Raw genomic sequence first — 15504 nt, 5'->3', positions numbered from 1 at the left:
GATGGCCTGAAATACGGACTGGGAAAGGGGTCGATGGCCGCGCATTCTCCGCCCTTCAGTGGTGCTCCCCGTAGATCCTTCAGTGTTACGCCCCTTCTGGCCTGGCCTGAAGGCACCGCCGACAACAACGCCGAATGGGTGCTACTGCCCGCGGCCAGGATCGCCACCTGCCGTTGAATCCCCGGCTGAGCTGACGTGGCATCAATTTGTCAGTGATGCGCTGAAGCCGGTGGGTTTCTCAGGTGTTCAGCAGCGTGTAGCACGCCACATGGAGGGCGAGCCGCTGATCGGGCGACTCGAGGTCCACCCCGCAGGCCCGGATACGCTCGATCCTGCCGAGCATGGTGTTGCGGTGCAGGCCGAGCCTGGCAGCGGCCTGGCCGGTCGAGCCCCCGCAGTCCAGCAGGGTCGCCAGCGTGGTGATGAGGACATCCGCCTTCGGGTCCGCGATCAGATCGGCGAGCAGCACCCGCGCCGCCGTCGCGACATCCGCCACCGGCAGGCAGGCCAGGACCGCGCGGGGGCCCAGTTCGGCGTACAACTCGATGGGGCCGCCACCCAGCTGCCCCGCCGCTGCCGCGGCCAGCTCCGCCTCGCCCACGGAGCGCCGGATACCGTCCATGCCCTCGCCGACCCGGCCGATGCCGACAGCCAGGCGGATGGGGACGCGGGCCGAGGCCCATTTCCGCCTGACCTGCTCCGCGACCTCGCGCGGCTCCATCCCCTCATCGGTGAACCAGGCCACCCAGCGGTTCCCCCGAGGCACGATCGGTGCGTACGGGAAAGCCTCCTGCCAGGCCGTGACCACCACGGGGACGGCCGCTTCGAAGACGGACACGTCCGGATCGGCGGGCCGCAGGGCCACGGCGACATGGTTCCCCTCGACGCGCCATCCCGCTTCGCGAGCCAGCTGTTCGGGGTCGTTCGTCCCGTCATCCCCGGAAGGCGCCTTGGCACCGTTCGCGCCGGGCACCGAGTGGGAACCCCGCAGCAGCGTCTCCAGGAGCAGGCGGTCCTTGCTCGCCTGCTGCGCGAGGGAGAGTCGCAGCCCGGCGACGGAGGCGACCAGTGGCGCCCGCGCCAGGCGCAGGATCGTCTCGACCGTCTCCACCCAGGACGGGGACCAGGCGGCGAGCTGTGCCACGAGAGCCGCCCAGGGGCGCCCGTCGGGACCGGGCACCGCGACCCGTACCCGGTACGCTTCGTTGTCCGGCCGGCCGGCGGCCGACCGCCCGGCGAGCACATGCCCGTCCTCGGTGACCAGTGCGGCGCTCACCCCCGGCACCTCCGTGTTGATCACTCCGACGATGTCCCGCAGACGCCCGTGCTCGCCGAAGAGGACGGCGCAGCGCGCCATCAGGCGGGCCCGCGCAGCTTCGGTGTCCGCGATTGCCGCCGCCAGCTCCAGCGCCTGCTGCGCCGGGTCGGCCACGGTGAAGAGGGGAATCCGCAGCCGCTCGGCGAGCTGGATCGTCGAGCTGGTCACGGCGATCTCCGCAGGGGCCACGACGCACGAGGCGTTCCGTTCCCAGGCGTGGCGCAGCACCGACTCCAGCGCCCAGATGCCGTGCGCCGCCGCCGGGTGCACAACCAGCGCCGTGTTCGGCTCGCACCGCTGCGCCTTCTCCAGCTCGGATATCAGGCTCACTCCGGTCACCGGCCGGTCCTGGTGGCGAGTGGCGAAGGAGCCTGCCCGGGCCAAGGGGCCGCAGCGCACCAGCTCCGCCACGGTCAGCGGCTCGGACGAGCGGGTGCGGTTCACCGCGGATCATCCTCGGTGGGGTGACGTACCGGGATGCCGAACGCGCGCGGTCCGGCCAGAGCGAGCCCGGCGGGCGTATGCCACTTCGGCGCCGCGGGTACCACGAGTACGTCCACATCATCGGCAACGGCCACCCACTCCAGGCCGACAATACGCAGCTTCTGACGGTCGAACAGGCACAGGTGATCCGGCACCGCGGCAGCGACCGCCCCGTCTGTCAGCGCGAGCAGTAGCTCGTTCTGCGCCTCGAGGCGGACGATCCGGTCGGTCCCGCCATGCTCGGCCACCACGATGGTGCTCGGCATGGACGGGTAGTGACGCGTGCCCTCCGATCGGCTGGCGCGCCCGATTTCCACGACCCGGCCGCTTGCCAGCACGCCCGCACCCACCGTCCGGGCCAGGTCGCCGAGCAGCGTCCGGCGGTCGGAAACCGCGGTCAGGAGTTTGCCGACCCGCATGAGCCGACTGGTGGACCCCACGATGGCGGACCGGCTCAACTGCCCGGCGGTCGCGGGGTACATGGCACAGATCATGAAACCGCCCGAGGCATCCACGACACCACGCAGCAGCGGATCCGCCCGAACCGAGCCGGTCTCCAGCACTACCACGTCGCCGGTCTGGCTCACCGCCGCGAGCGGCGTGACGGGAAGCCCTGCGAGCGCGTACGTCGTCTGGTGGATCAGCGGCAGGATCCGCCCCATACCGTCGCAGTCGACCAGCGGAAGCCCCAGCGCGGCCGCCGCGGCGATGGGGAAGAGGGCGTTGGGCCCGGCCGCGTTGAGTGACACCAAGGCGTCTATCCTGCGGCCGACACGCGCCTCCAGGGCTCGTACCACCAACACGAACTCGTCACCGCATGGGGGGAGTTCGATCAGCGGGGCGAATCCCCCGACCGCGCCCACCGCGGCACACAGGGCGTCGGGCGGGAGGTCGTCGATGTCGACCAGCGACACCGGGCCGTGCCGCTGGAGCAGCTCCTCGACACAGACCGTGACCCCGTCCACGCCTGCCGCGCCCGTGGCCGAGCACATCAGCTGGTTGCCCGCCACCATGGCCGGCAGATCCTCGGCGGATATCCGCACCGGTTTCACCGGATCGAGCGCCGTATCGTCGTTCACCGCTCGTCCTTCGGCTCGGGCCTGCTGCTCGCACGTACTTGCAGGCGGTAGAGGCTGGCGCGGAGGTAGCCGACCACCGTGGCCGCCGATCTGACGATGCGCTCGCTTCCCGGACTGGCGCCGTTCGCCGCGACCAGGGTGCGCGCCTGCTGCTCGGCCCGTGTCTGCAACTGATCGAGCTCGTCGGTGCCCTGGACCGCGACCAACAGGTCGAGCCAGGCGCCCGGTTCCGTGCAGGCAGCGCCGACGGCCCTGAGGTCGGCGCCCGGATCCACCAGCACCGGCACCTTCTCCGCGGCCCTGTGGATCTCTTGCGCGACGTGCGACCAGCCCTCGTCGAGCACGGCCACCACATCCGTAGTACGGCGGCTGTGGTCGTTGAGCAGGGTGGCGACGGCGGACGCCCCGTCCACCCGGCTCACGGTGAGTACGGGCTGCGGCGCGGACATCCGCACCCCGAAGGGCCCCGCGAGGTCGGACTCCACATGAGGCAGGCCCTCGCGTATCTGCCCCAAGGCGACGCCCGACGCGCCGGTCAGTACCACCAGCGCGTCCGCGCTGCCGGACAGTGTGGCCGCTCCGATCAGCGCGGTAGCGCCGCTCGCGGTCAGTCCGGAGACGGGGGACCGGCGCAGCCGTTCGGCGGGCACCCGGCCGCCGTCCCCCGTGGCGAACCAGCAGGACGTCCGGCCGGAGCCGAGCGACTTTGTGGCGCGCTCGCTCCGGCCGACCAGCTCCTCGGCCACATTCAGCAGCGCGGCGTTGACCACCGTCGTCGCCTCGCGCTCGAGCAGCCCCAGCCCTCCGCCCTCGTGCGACAGGCACAGCCGCAGGTCGGGGCAGCGCTCCAGCAGCCGGGCCGCGACGGCTTCTTCGTGGGTGGCCAGTGCGGCTGCCCCCGTCGCGGTGATCGCCAGTGTGGTCAGCCCCGCCGACCGGGCGTTTTCCGCGCACCGGTCGGCAGCCGCCAGATCGAGTTCGGCGAGTTCGTTGCCGAACAGGTCGTGCCCTCCGATGACGGTGTCACGCCAGGCGACCAGTGCCCCCACCAGCGGCGCAGGGTGTCTGCCGGCTCCCGGGAGGCTGCGGCGGGGCACGACCCGCACCGCTGCCACCGGCTGGGCTCGCAGGCGGCGTATCACCGTTCCGGATTCGGAGCGCGGCAGGGTGCCGGCCCCCGCAGCCTGTTCGAGGGAGGCTTTGAATACGGCGGAGACATCCCAGGTGACCGAGTCGACGGCGGCCGGAGCCGCAACGCTCAGTTCGTGAAGCAGGGTCGCAAGCGGCTCCGTCCATACCGTGGCGAGCGGAACCGAGGCCGAGGCGAGGACGTGCTCCTCGTCCACGAGCGCGGCATGTGCCCGCGAGGGAGTCAGCCGGATCCCGATGCGCATGCGGTCTCCCAGGCGTTCTCGGCGGGCGGACGGAGGCGATCCACCACATCCTGCCCGAGGAGCGCCGAAAGGGGCATGGCCTGGATGGAAGCGTCCATCGAAGGCACCTGCTCGTCGGGAGCCGATATCGAGAAGCGGCCGCCTGTGCGCTCTCCGAGCCGCACACCGACCCCGCGAGGATTGGGCCGTCCTCGCGGAGCCGGGTGCGCCTCCGGCCGGATATGTACGGTGCCGGCCTCGCCGCCGTCCTCGCTGCTCCCGGCCGCCGGAGGGGGTGTGCGGACCATGAACAGCCGCGTCAGCGGCATCCCCATCTTCGCCGGACTCCCTCTGGGGAAAACCCCACACACGGGAGCGGTCTACTGGTGGGGATGGTGCACAGCGGTCCCGCCGCCGGCTCGTCGCGGCCGGCGCGGTCGGCCGCGCGCGATATGCCGCGGCCTAGGGGCGCGCCGCCGCCGGGCGTTGTGCGGGGGTGTCCGGCCTGCGACCGCGCCGGTTGTCCGCGTCCTTGACGAACTCGGAGATGACCCGGGGCGGCCAACTGCCGACCGTGAGCATGCCCATGGAGTGCGCCCGCGCGACCAGCGCGGCGCGGTTGGGCGCTTTGAGCCTGCGCAACATCAGGCCGACGTGGTACTCCACGCCCTGCCTGCTGAGGTAGAGCCGGGCGGCGAGCTGCACGGTGGAGGCGCCGCTCGCGACGCCCTCGAGTATCTGTGCGTCGAGCTGGGTGAGCAGCTGCCTGCGCTGGGCCGGCGCGTCGTCCTGGCCGGCGAGGGATGCCGACTCGTCGTCGGGCCGGATGACCACGACGAACGACGGTGCCTGTTCGGACTCGCTCTGCACTGCTACGCCGGTGAGTTCGCCCGAGAAAGGCGCCGCATCGTTCCGGATCCCCACCATCCGCTCCACGAACCGTGCGCGGCGTCCCTCAGCCAGGCGGGCGAAGTGCCGGTTGAGCAGCCCGGGAGCACTGGGATGCAGAAGCGTGTAGAGGCTGCGGCCACACATTTCGGCGGCGTCATGGCCGAAGAGCCGGAGAAAGTCCGCGTCGGCGGCAACGATCGCCAGCGAGGCGTCGAGGCTGGCCATGCAGGCCCGCTGATGCTCGGGGCGCCGTCCCACCCCGAGGGTGGGCTGGTCGGGCGCGGCGGCGGTGTGGGGGACTGCGGCGTGAGGGGCCGCCGCAGGGGTCATCGGGTCCGCGTAATGATGGGTCAAGGGAGCTACCGTCTTTCTGCGGTCGGCACACCAGGGAAATCTGACAGATCGGATGAGGCATTTTGACCGTCTCCGCTCCCTCAATATCTGGAGCGAAGTGCCTTTCTGTGCAGTGGTATTCCGCGGACCAGAGCGTAGGAACGTCGCGTCCCGAGAGTCAACGCGACATGTGCTAATGAGCAAAACACTGTGGTGTCTCGGTGCGATGGTTCGGTACCCGTTGCGGGGTTCGGTGCGGTGGTTCGGTATCAATACGGTGGAGTAGCAATAACTCTTTGTTGCGACTGGATTACGGAGGCGAGGCGACGCGGCGAAGTGAAGCCTGCGGTACGGCAAAGGGAGGCGCGCGCACGGATGCAGCGGGTAATGTGAGAGCAGGCCCGATCCGATTACTCACCAGTCAGTAAGTTGCTGACCACTCAGTAAGATTACCCACCGGTCAGTAAGGGGTGGCCGTCCAGGGAGAGCCGGACTACTGGTCGAGTTCCCGCAATGAAGCAGCGAGAACTGCCCGTCCTTTGATTGACATCTTCCGGTAACAATTCGTCAGATGTTTTTCCACGGCCCGGCAGGTGATGTTCAGGTCGTCGGCGATCACCTGGTTCGTCAGCCCCGAGGCGGCCAGCTCGGCGACCTTCCGCTCCGCCGGGGTCAGTTGACCGCGCGTGGCTCGGGTACTCGGCGTTGCCTCGGCGAGCCGCGCCTCCGTGCGGCGGGCCAGCCACGGGGCGTCACACTCGACCGCTTCCGCATGAGCACGGTCCAGAGCCGCCCTGCCATGGACGTCGGCCGGGCCGCACCGCTCGCCGAATTCCAGCAGCGTCAGGCACAGTTCGTAGCGGTTGGCGGACAGATCCAGCACGTCAACCGCCTCCAGCAGCAGTTCCGTGCTCCCCGGGCCTTCGACGATCCGGCTGTGCACGCGCAGAGCCCGGCCGAGAGCCGCCGGCGCGCCCCAGACACGGGCCTGTTCCAGCTCCTGGGAACTCAGCTCGGCGGCATGCTTCAGGTCGCCGAGGCGCAGGTGCACGAGCGCGGCGGACGACGCCCAGGGGAGCAGCACAGGATTACGCCAACCGCACTGTTCAAGACAGTGACCGACGTCGAGGAAGTGGGAGAGGGCCGTGCTCAGATCGCCCTGCCGGGCCGCGCTCTTCGCCCTCAGCATGGTGAGCGCCGACCACAGGTACGGTTCCTCCGCGGCCCGGTACCTGCCCGCGAGCAGCCACTCGGCGAGCTTGGAGTCCTGGGTATGGATCGCGACCGAGGCGAGGGCGATCGCCGAAACGGTGAAGACTTCCTTGTGCTCCGCCCCCGCCAGGTCGTGGGCCGCGAGCGCCCGCTCCTTTGCCTCCGCGACACGGCCGCGGCCCAGTGAGACGAGCGCCTGCTCGGCGCCGATCAGCGCCTGTTCCAGGGGTGTTTGCCGCCCGGCCGCGTTCTGCTGGGCCGCGTCGAGCCAGGAACCGAGGGTCTCGATGGAGTCCGCCGCCACGAGGTTCGTCACCAACATGGGCAACGTGGTGTGCACATACGCGGGGAAGGCGGGCTCCCGTTCCAGGATGCGGTTCGCCAGCCGCGCCACCTCCTGCGCGGGCAACGCGTTGGCGAATGTCGCGGCCCCGAGCAGCGTCGCCAGTAGTTCCCGCTCCGCCCGGGTGCCGGTGTTCGGTTCGGGACCCAGACCGACGAGACGGGCCACGGAATCGGCCAGTTGCACCGGGACCGACAGGGCCGATTGCCTGATACGGGCCTCGAGGCGCAGCGCCAGCTCACGGTCGGGCCCACGCATCCGGTCGGGCCCCAGAGCGTCCGCCACCTCGCGCAGCAGCTCATGGATGGGCCGCACCGTGGAGGAGAACGCGGTCGGCGCCAACCGCACCACGGCCTGGGCGCGCTCCACCGGTTCATTGAGCAGCGTTACAGCCTGCGCTATGTGGCGTACGGATGCGGAGGGGGCGAAACTCCGCTCCGAGGTGCCCAGATCGACCAGCAGCTTCGCCCGGTCGCTGCCCGGTGGGCTGACCAGCAGCGCCCGCCGCAGATAGCGGGCGGCGGCCTCGGGTGCGCCCCTGCTCTGCGCGGAGTAGGCCGCTGAGCGCAGCACCTCGATGGCCCAGGCGTACGTGGGTGCGGTGAGGGCCATGAGATGCTTCGCCACCTGCTCGGGCGGGCGGCCTGCCCGGTGCAGTAACTCGGCCGCGAGCGCGTGCATGGCGGTCCGTTCCGCCAGGGGCATGCCCTCTTCCACGGCCTCCTGCACGACGGGGTGTACGAATCGGGGGCGCCGCCGGTCGGTCATCAGGCCGAGCGACGAAAGGTGCCGCAGGGCTTGGTCCCGCCCGACCGTGTCCAGCTCGGCCAGCCTGCTCAGCAGCTCGGGGTCCGCGTCGTCGCCGAGCACGGCTATGGCCCGCGCCATTCGCCTGACCTGCTCCGACTGCGCGTCCAAGCGCAGGAGTAGCCGGTGCCGCAGCGGTGAGGGCCGGAGCGCGGCGGCGGCTTGCGCATGTTCCGCGGTCGGATGGAGGCCCCGGGACGCGGCGTCCGCCACAAGGGACCCGAGGAACAGGGGGTTGCCGCCGGAGGCCGTGTGGCAGGCCATGACGAACGACTCTTCCGCCTCTTCCCGGTAGTGCTGCCGGATCAGCTCGCGAGAGTTGTCGACAGTGAAGTTCCTTGGGCGCAAGGAGTGCGTGGCGTACCCGATGACTCCCTGGACGGCTGGATGCTCGGTGAGCGTGTCGCCCTGGCGAACAGCACAGACGAGCAGGACCGGCATGGAGGCCAGCCGCCCGCCCAGGTGCCGCAACCAGTGGAGGGTCGCGGGATCCGCCCACTGCAGTTCGTCGACGAGCATAAGAATCGGCCGGTCGCGACCGATGTTCTCGATGAGCGCGGTGAGGCCGCCCAAGACGGTCTTGTTCGGTTCCGCGCCGCCGAGCCAGCCGGCATCGAGGGCTGTGCGAGCGTGGCGCGCCGGCCCAGAGGTCCACCGCACCAACGCCTCCCGTGAGGCGTGCCGCAGGGCCGGTTCGAGGAGCTGGCGGGCCACCCCGAGGGAGAAGTCACGCTCCATCGGCGCCGCGCTCGCCCGCAGGCGCACGACCCCCTGAGCTGCACCGAGTTCGCCGATGGCGTCGAGGAGGGCCGATCTGCCGATGCCCAGCGGTCCGCTGACCAGCATCAGAGCGCCCCGCCCAGTCCGCGCGGTGTACACGGCGGTGGCCGCCAGGCCCAGCTCGGCCTCCCGGTCCAGCAACATCAGGTTCAGATCCCTCCAGGCCGCGAGGTGATGTCGCAGCGGTGCATGCGGAGCGTGTCTACCCTGTGTGCGCAGTGTGGAGACGGTGGAAGGGCGGTGCAAGTCCGTTGTATTGAATGCCGCACCGGGGCGCACGAAATCCACAGGGCGCGCAGGGATACGGGCATGGCACCGCGATGGTGCCCGCACGGTTCGCAGGTGGGGCTGGGAAGAAGGAACTGCGGATAGCCAAGTCCCTTGGCGCTACCCACTGGTTCACCAGTCAAATAGAGTTTGCTGTGCGGGGTTTTCTTCACTCTCCGCGACAAGGCTGTCCACGTCGTTCGACGAAGCCCGCTGGAGGGGTGGCGAACTCTTCGTGAGGGCGTCAATCGAAGAGCTGCCCTTCCGGCCTCGGAAGGTGCACACGAAACGCCCAACGGCAGGGCTTTGAGGGAGAATTGAGGGGCGCCCAGCATGAATTTCTCGTGGGGATTCATACTTGGTGATGCCCCGGCTCCGGGCGGCGCCTGCGTACCGCGGATCACGCGGTAACAGCAATCAGAAATCCGGCTTCGGGACTGCTGAGGTGTAATCGACGTGCCCCATGATGCGCACGAAACTCGGGTGCGGTGCAACGCTCTTGAGGAAGATCTGAGGATCCGCTTTTGCCGGGAGGGTACTCGGCGGCTTGCGGTCGGCCCGCGCGGGCACGCTGAGGGGTGGGAACGGGCGGTCGCATCCTCAAGACCCTCGGACTCCTGTCTGGCTGTCTGACAAGTTTAGGAGTCATCGTGGAACCCTGGGGCGGAGGTGTCAAGCGCATCGCCGAGCAGCGTCGGAGGAGGGGTGTGGAACCGGTGCCGCAGAGCGGTCGGCTGCCCCCAGGCCCGAGGTCTGCCGCAAGGTGTCAGGTCCAGGGAAAACCCCAGTGCAAACGCCCTCAGAATCGGGTCAACTCGCAGACATCTTCGATCCCGCCACGCGGACCGCGCCCTGGCCGGCGTCGGCCGGCCTCGCACGGTCGAAGAACGCAAGGAGCGCACATGACTTCGGCACGCCAGGACAACCCGGTACCGGAACGGAGCAGCGACACCACCGCTTCCCCGGGCGGGACGTTCGGGCGGACCGTCCTGTTCGATGTGGTGCTTCCGGTCGGGCTGTACTACATCCTGCGTGCGGCGGGCCTGAGCGAGTTGGTTTCCCTGCTCCTCAGCGGAGCGTCGCCCGCGCTGCACACCGTGCATACGATGGTGAGGCACCGCAAGGTGGACACCATCGGGCTGTTCGTCCTTACCGTCGTGGTCGCCGCCGCCGTCGGCTCGCTGATCAGTGGCGACCCGCGTCTGGCGCTGGCCCGGAGCGGCTGGATCACCGGCCTGGCCGCGCTGTGGATGCTCGCCACCCTGACCTTCAAACGGCCCTTCACCTACCGTGCTCTGGAGGCGCTTGTGCCCGGAAGGGTGCAACTCCTCGACCGGCTGTGGTGCACCACTCCGCTCTTCCGCAGGGTGTGGCGGGGACTGACCTGGCTGTGGGGCCTGGGGCTGATCGTGGATGCCGTGCTACGCGTCGTCTTCGCGTACACCCTGCCCGTCGACACCGTTCCGGCGCTCGACGGAGCCCTGTACGGCGTCACCTATGTCGTCCTGCAGGTGATCACGCAGATTGTCCTGGCGCGGACAGGTACCCTGCGGATGATCTTCGGGGAAGCGGGCGAGGACGAGCCCGGCCGCGCTCACGATGTCGGCAGTGACGCGTAGTACGGCAGGTAGGCGTCCAGCATCCGCTCCAGATATCCAGTGCCGACGCGTTCCAAGCCGAAGCCCGGTACGAGCTTCTCCAGCTGCTCCGTCGACACCAGTGTGCGCACCACGCTTCCCTGAGCCGGCACCTGCACCCGCCGGGGGGAGAGGCCGAGACGCTCCTCGATGCCGTCCACGAGCCGGACCACCGGCACCGGCGTACCGGACACCACGTTCACGGTGTCGCCTTCTGTCCCGTCCTCCAGCAGCCGCCCGATCACGTACACCAGATCGCGGACGTCCAGCAGATCGCGGTAAGCGCTCTCGTAAACCGAGACGGAACCCGACTGCACCTGCCGGGTCATCGCGGGCAACAGCTGATGGGCGCGCTGGTGACGGCCCACCAGATGGCTGACCCGAAGGATCAGATGCGGTACCCCCGCCGACCGGACGCTGGACTCGAGCGCCAGCTTGTGCCGCCCGTACGTCGTCGGCGGGAAGAGCGGCCCGTCTTCAGCGGCCGGCTCCTGCTGCGACCCGTACATCGCGAACGAGGCCGTGGAGAAGAACAGCAGCATGCGGCGTTGCTCCCGGCATCGCCGCAGCACCTTGTACAGCAGTGCCGCCTCGCGGTCGAACTCCTCCGCCGCCGTCACCGAGGTGCTCGACACCCCGGCCGCGAATGCGGAGACCTCGGGAAATCTCCCTGAGAACGCCTCGGAGAGGTGACGCGCCAAGAACCCTCTGCCGACGATGTCCATCGCTACTCCTCACCTTCGACAGCGACCTGCACAGCCCGCTCTCGGATCGCGTCCACCAGCTCCATCGTGGCCACCGCCCCCGCGTGCCAGGCCGCCTCCCCGGGTGAGGTGCCGGCGCCGGTGCGTACGGCCGCAGCGAACGACGAGAGGCAGCGGGCGAGTTGGTCGGCCGGCGGCAGCCGAAACGTCTCCTCGTGATCCTGTTCCTCGAGCACCACCGAGGGCTGAAAGGACGCGGGCGGAGTGAAGGCGCGGTCCACGGTGATCCGGGCGCGGCTGCCCCACAACGCGTACCGCGAGCCGTAAGCGTGCTCGAAGCCGAAGGTGAGGCTCGCCAGCACCCCGGACGGGGAGTACACCAGCGCCTCTCCTGAGAGATCGAGCCCGTCAGAGGGCCGCACCCGCAGCGCCGCCCCTGCCACGCCGAGACCCGGGCCGAGCATCGACAGTGCGGCGCGCAGCGGGTATACCCCGACGTCGAGCAGCGCCCCACCGCCCAATTCCGGCACATAGCGGATGTCCGACGCCGGGAGCGGCGGGATGCAGAACGAGCTGCTGAAACCGCGCAGTTCGCCCAGCCTGCCCGAAGACACCATGTCGCGGACGGTGTCATGCTGCGGATGGTGCAGGAACATGAAGTTCTCCCGAAGCACCAGTCCGCGGGCCTCGGCGAGCCGCACCAGTTCGTACGCCTCGTCCGCCGTCGTGGCGATCGGCTTCTCGACCAGGACGTGCTTGCCCGCCGCCAGCGCCCTCGCGGTCCACTCGGGGTGCGTGGAAGTCGGCGTGGAGACGTACACGGCGTCGATGTCGGCTCGGCCGAGCAGCGCCTCGGCATCGGCATCGGCACAACTGCCGAACGGGTCGGCGAAGCTCCGGGCCTTCGCATGGCTGCGCCCGGCCACCGCGACCAGGTCGATGTCCTCATTCGCGGCCATCGCCGGCAGCACACGCCGCCGGGCGATGGACGACGTACCGAGGACGCCGAACCGGACCGGCACGGCTACAGCAGCGTCCTCATACCTACGACCAGGGTCCTGGCCTGCACGTTCAAATGGTGGCTGTACTTCAGAAGTTCGTTGATCTGGCACAACGTCACCCAACGGAAGTCCTCGGGAGTGGCGGTCGGGAAGTCCTCGTCCACTTCGATGATCAGGTAGCGGTTCTGGGCGTGGTGGAAGCGGCCTCCCTCCTCCGACAGCACGGCATCGAAAAGCGTCCGCTCCGGACGGCGGTCCAGTACGGCATCCAGATACCTGGGGCGGTCCTCGGACGGAAGATGGGCGTAGCTCTCCGGGGTGCATTGGACGGTAGGACCGAGCTCCACCACATCGAGGAACCCCGGCTCGACCCGTGCACTGAACAGGGCGTGCGGCACGCCGCGGATCCGCTTCACCAACAGCGCGGCCACTGCCAGCCCGTGCGGTTCGAGCAGTGGCTGCGACCAGGCGGGAACCTCGCGCCGGTGCGAGCTGACATCGACAGCGACGATGCTGAAGAAGCGCCCGCTCTCGTGCGAGATCGCCTTCTCCGAGCGGTGCCAGCCCTCCGTCTCCCGCAGGGGTAGCGGCTCGGTGGTGATCTGGCGCGTGGCTCGCCGCCCGGTGACCCAGCTGCGGATCTCCGTATCGGAGTGCAGGCCCGTACCGGCTCCCGCCGTCCCCGAGTCGGCCCGCCAGTCGGGAAAGCAGGACAGCACCGTACGGGCATCCATGTTGACCAGATCGGGGTGGCGCAGGAGCGCGCCTAGCTGTCCCAGAGTGAGCCAGCAGAAGTCCTCGCCCGCCTCGACCTCGGGGCCCACCTCGACCACCATGTTGCGGTTGCGCTTCCGGAAGAACCACGAACCCTGTTCTGACTGAAGCACATCGGCCACGACCCGCAGCGGATCAGGGTCGATGAAGCAGTCCAGGTACGGGACGGCGGAACCGCCGTGCACCCGGGTGTAGTTGCTCTTGGTGGCCTGCACCGTGGGGGAGAGCTGTACCGCGTTGACGTTCCCCGGCTCAGGCTTGGCCTGCATCAGACAGTGCAGCACTCCGTCGATTTCGCGGACCGCGATGCCGAGTATGCCGATCTCCGGTTGGTGGATGATCGGTTGGCACCATTCGCGGACCCGCCCGTAGTCGGAGCGGACCCGGATGCCTTCGACAGAGAAGAAACGCCCGCTGTCGTGCCGCAGGTTTCCGGTTGCGGGATCGAAGTTCCAGCCCTGCAGTTCATCGAAGTTGATGCGGGTGACGCGGAGCGCATGTTTGCGCTGCCGCTCCTCGAACCAGGCGTGGAACGCCTCGTCGCTCATCACCTCGCCCCCCGTGGCCAGGGCGGAGGCGGCCAGTCGGGAGGACAGCGAGGCAGCCGGGTGGAACGACAGTGCGGAGCCGGGTGTGCGCAACAACTCCGCTGCCCTGTCCATATGCATCGCTGTGCCTCTCCGTGCCGGCGTGTGTACGGCAGTTGGACTGCCGCCCTCTCCCGTTGCAGCCTGCACCGGGGTGCACCGGCATTCACCTAGTCTCTGCGGCTTGTCCGCCGACGGCCGCACGGCTATGGAGCCGAGCGGTATCCCGGTGGTCCGGGTGCGCACGACCCCCGGGCCGGGGCCGCGTATCCGGTCTGGAAGCCCTGTTCAGGGCCGTGCGGAAAGTGTCTCCGCCCCGCCTAGGAGTTCCCCTAGAGCCTGCCTTCGACCCCCTTTTCGAAGCCGGCGCTGTGGAACGGTGACGTCAAGCCGTGACCGTGTGTCGCTTCGGGTGTTGGGAGTGCGATTGATGAACGGGTCGGAAACCGCGGGCTCCACGATTCCATCGCCGCACGGCGAACCGATCGCTGTCATCGGCCTGTCCTGCCGCTTGCCCGGGGCGGGCGACCCCGCTGCCTTCTGGGAACTCCTCCGCGAAGGCAGGAGCGCCATCACCGAAGCACCCCCGGACCGGTGGACTGCCGAACTCCTCGCACAAACCGGGGTTTCCGAGCCCGCACGAGGTGGGTTCCTCGACGACGTCGCCGCGTTCGACGCCGGATTCTTCGGGGTGTCACCGCGCGAGGCGCAGGCGATGGACCCACAGCAGCGACTCGCCCTCGAACTCGGCTGGGAGGCCCTGGAGGACGCCCGCGTCCGGCCGGAGCAGCTCAACGGCCGCCGGGCCGGGGTATACATCGGAGCCACCGTCGAGGACTACGCCATACTCGTGCACCAACAGGGCACCGAGGCCCTCGACCACCACACGCCGACCGGCCTCAACCGCGGACTCATCGCCAACCGCCTCTCCTACTTTCTCGGTCTGCGCGGGCCCAGTATGACCCTGGACACCGCCCAGTCCTCGTCGCTCGTCGCGGTCCAGATGGCATGCGACAGCCTGCGCCGCGGAGACTGCGAAGTCGCCCTCGCGGGCGGCGTGCACCTCAACCTCGTACCCGAGAGCACCATCGCCATGGCCCGGCTCGGCGCGCTCAGTCCGGACGGCCTCTGCCATACGTTCGACGCCCGGGCCAACGGGTTCGTACGCGGCGAGGGCGGCGGTCTTGTCGTCCTCAAACCGCTCGCCAAGGCGCTGGAGGACGGCGACCACATCCGCTGCGTGATCCGCGGCGGAGCGGTCAACAACGACGGCGGTGGGGACGGCCTCACCACCCCGGACGTCTCCGCGCAGGAGGAAGTGCTGCGCCTGGCCTGCGAACGCGCCGGTATCCGGCCCGGCGACGTCGACTACGTAGAGCTGCACGGCACCGGCACCAAGGTCGGCGACCCCATCGAGGCGGCATCGCTCGGCGCCGCTCTGGGGACCGACCCGCGACGCAGCGCCCCGCTGCGGGTGGGGTCGGTCAAGACGAACATCGGCCACCTGGAGGGCGCCGCCGGGATCGCGGGGCTGCTGAAGGTGGTGCTGTGCGTGGAGCAAGGCCGACTCGTGCCGAGCCTGAACTATGCGGCGCCCAACCCCGACATCCCGCTCGACAGGCTGAACCTGCGCGTGCAGACGGAGTCGGGCGAGTGGCCGGCGGGGGATGGGCGGCCGCTTGTGGCGGGCGTGTCCTCGTTCGGCATGGGAGGAACGAACTCGCATCTGATCGTGGAGCAGGTGGGGTCGACGGAGCATGCTGACGGGGGGGAGTCTGCGCCGTCGTTGGGTGTTGTGGTGCCGTGGGTGGTTTCTGGGCGTTCCCCGGCGGCGTTGGTGTCTCAGGCGGGTCGGTTGGCGTCGTGGGTGGAGGGTGCTGGGCTGTCGCCGGTTGAGGTGGGGCATTCGCTGGTG

General features: G+C 69.5%; 11 protein-coding genes. 2 read left to right on the top strand and 9 right to left on the bottom strand.

Annotated elements, in window-relative coordinates:
- Window positions 1–238: 238 nt before the first annotated feature.
- From ACH492_RS38315 to ACH492_RS38290, 6 genes are all read right to left on the bottom strand, one after another.
- Window positions 239–1762 (bottom strand): PucR family transcriptional regulator, encoded by a 1524-nt coding sequence (locus ACH492_RS38315; protein WP_398993810.1) that lies wholly within the window; start codon window positions 1760–1762, stop codon window positions 239–241.
- A complete protein-coding gene (locus tag ACH492_RS38310; protein ID WP_398993809.1) occupies window positions 1759–2880 on the bottom strand; it encodes a DUF917 domain-containing protein in 1122 nt (373 codons plus the stop codon). The genes ACH492_RS38315 and ACH492_RS38310 overlap by 4 nt, the downstream gene beginning before the upstream one ends.
- On the bottom strand, window positions 2877–4274 hold the full coding sequence (locus tag ACH492_RS38305) for a hypothetical protein (protein WP_398993807.1): 1398 nt from the start codon (window positions 4272–4274) through the stop codon (window positions 2877–2879). The genes ACH492_RS38310 and ACH492_RS38305 overlap by 4 nt, the downstream gene beginning before the upstream one ends.
- A complete protein-coding gene (locus ACH492_RS38300) occupies window positions 4253–4588 on the bottom strand; it encodes a hypothetical protein (protein WP_398993805.1) in 336 nt (111 codons plus the stop codon). Before ACH492_RS38300 ends, ACH492_RS38305 begins: the two co-directional genes overlap by 22 nt.
- A gap of 127 nt (window positions 4589–4715) precedes the next feature.
- On the bottom strand, window positions 4716–5498 hold the full coding sequence (locus tag ACH492_RS38295; RefSeq protein ID WP_398993803.1) for a LuxR C-terminal-related transcriptional regulator: 783 nt from the start codon (window positions 5496–5498) through the stop codon (window positions 4716–4718).
- 472 nt (window positions 5499–5970) lie between these two features.
- Window positions 5971–8763, bottom strand: coding sequence for an AAA family ATPase (locus ACH492_RS38290; protein ID WP_398993802.1), 2793 nt, complete (start codon window positions 8761–8763; stop codon window positions 5971–5973).
- A gap of 1025 nt (window positions 8764–9788) precedes the next feature.
- Between ACH492_RS38290 and ACH492_RS38285 the strand changes: the two genes are divergently transcribed.
- A complete protein-coding gene (locus ACH492_RS38285) occupies window positions 9789–10505 on the top strand; it encodes a VC0807 family protein (RefSeq protein ID WP_398993800.1) in 717 nt (238 codons plus the stop codon).
- Here ACH492_RS38285 and ACH492_RS38280 read toward each other — a convergent pair.
- Genes ACH492_RS38280 through ACH492_RS38270 form a run of 3 tightly spaced genes read right to left on the bottom strand, consistent with a single transcriptional unit; the run spans window position 10481 to window position 13664 of the window.
- Entirely contained in the window at window positions 10481–11248 is a 768-nt protein-coding gene (locus tag ACH492_RS38280) for an NAD-dependent epimerase/dehydratase family protein (protein ID WP_398993798.1), read from the bottom strand. The genes ACH492_RS38285 and ACH492_RS38280 overlap by 25 nt on opposite strands.
- 2 nt (window positions 11249–11250) lie before the next feature.
- Window positions 11251–12249, bottom strand: a complete 999-nt coding sequence (locus ACH492_RS38275) for a Gfo/Idh/MocA family protein (RefSeq protein ID WP_398993796.1) — start codon at window positions 12247–12249, stop codon at window positions 11251–11253.
- A 2-nt stretch (window positions 12250–12251) separates the two neighbouring features.
- On the bottom strand, window positions 12252–13664 hold the full coding sequence (locus ACH492_RS38270; protein WP_398993794.1) for an NDP-hexose 2,3-dehydratase family protein: 1413 nt from the start codon (window positions 13662–13664) through the stop codon (window positions 12252–12254).
- 355 nt (window positions 13665–14019) lie between these two features.
- On the opposite strand from ACH492_RS38270, the gene ACH492_RS38265 reads away from it, so the two are divergent.
- A partial coding sequence (locus tag ACH492_RS38265) for a type I polyketide synthase (protein ID WP_398993792.1) occupies window positions 14020–15504 on the top strand: 1485 nt, incomplete at its 3' end.

Origin of the sequence: Streptomyces sp. NPDC019443, assembly GCF_044389785.1 — a bacterium.
Classification (GTDB): Bacteria; Actinomycetota; Actinomycetes; order Streptomycetales; family Streptomycetaceae; genus Streptomyces.
This window is presented reverse-complemented; position numbering and strand designations above follow the sequence as displayed.

What these genes read in the sequence shown, in the direction of transcription:
- ACH492_RS38305 (WP_398993807.1), bottom strand. Translation starts at nt 4,274, where the DNA reads ATGCGCATCGGGATCCGGCTGACTCCCTCGCGGGCACATGCCGCGCTC.
- ACH492_RS38300 (WP_398993805.1), bottom strand. Translation starts at nt 4,588, where the DNA reads ATGGGGATGCCGCTGACGCGGCTGTTCATGGTCCGCACACCCCCTCCG.
- ACH492_RS38290 (WP_398993802.1), bottom strand. Translation starts at nt 8,763, where the DNA reads ATGTTGCTGGACCGGGAGGCCGAGCTGGGCCTGGCGGCCACCGCCGTG.
- ACH492_RS38285 (WP_398993800.1), top strand. Translation starts at nt 9,789, where the DNA reads ATGACTTCGGCACGCCAGGACAACCCGGTACCGGAACGGAGCAGCGAC.
- ACH492_RS38280 (WP_398993798.1), bottom strand. Translation starts at nt 11,248, where the DNA reads ATGGACATCGTCGGCAGAGGGTTCTTGGCGCGTCACCTCTCCGAGGCG.
- ACH492_RS38270 (WP_398993794.1), bottom strand. Translation starts at nt 13,664, where the DNA reads ATGGACAGGGCAGCGGAGTTGTTGCGCACACCCGGCTCCGCACTGTCG.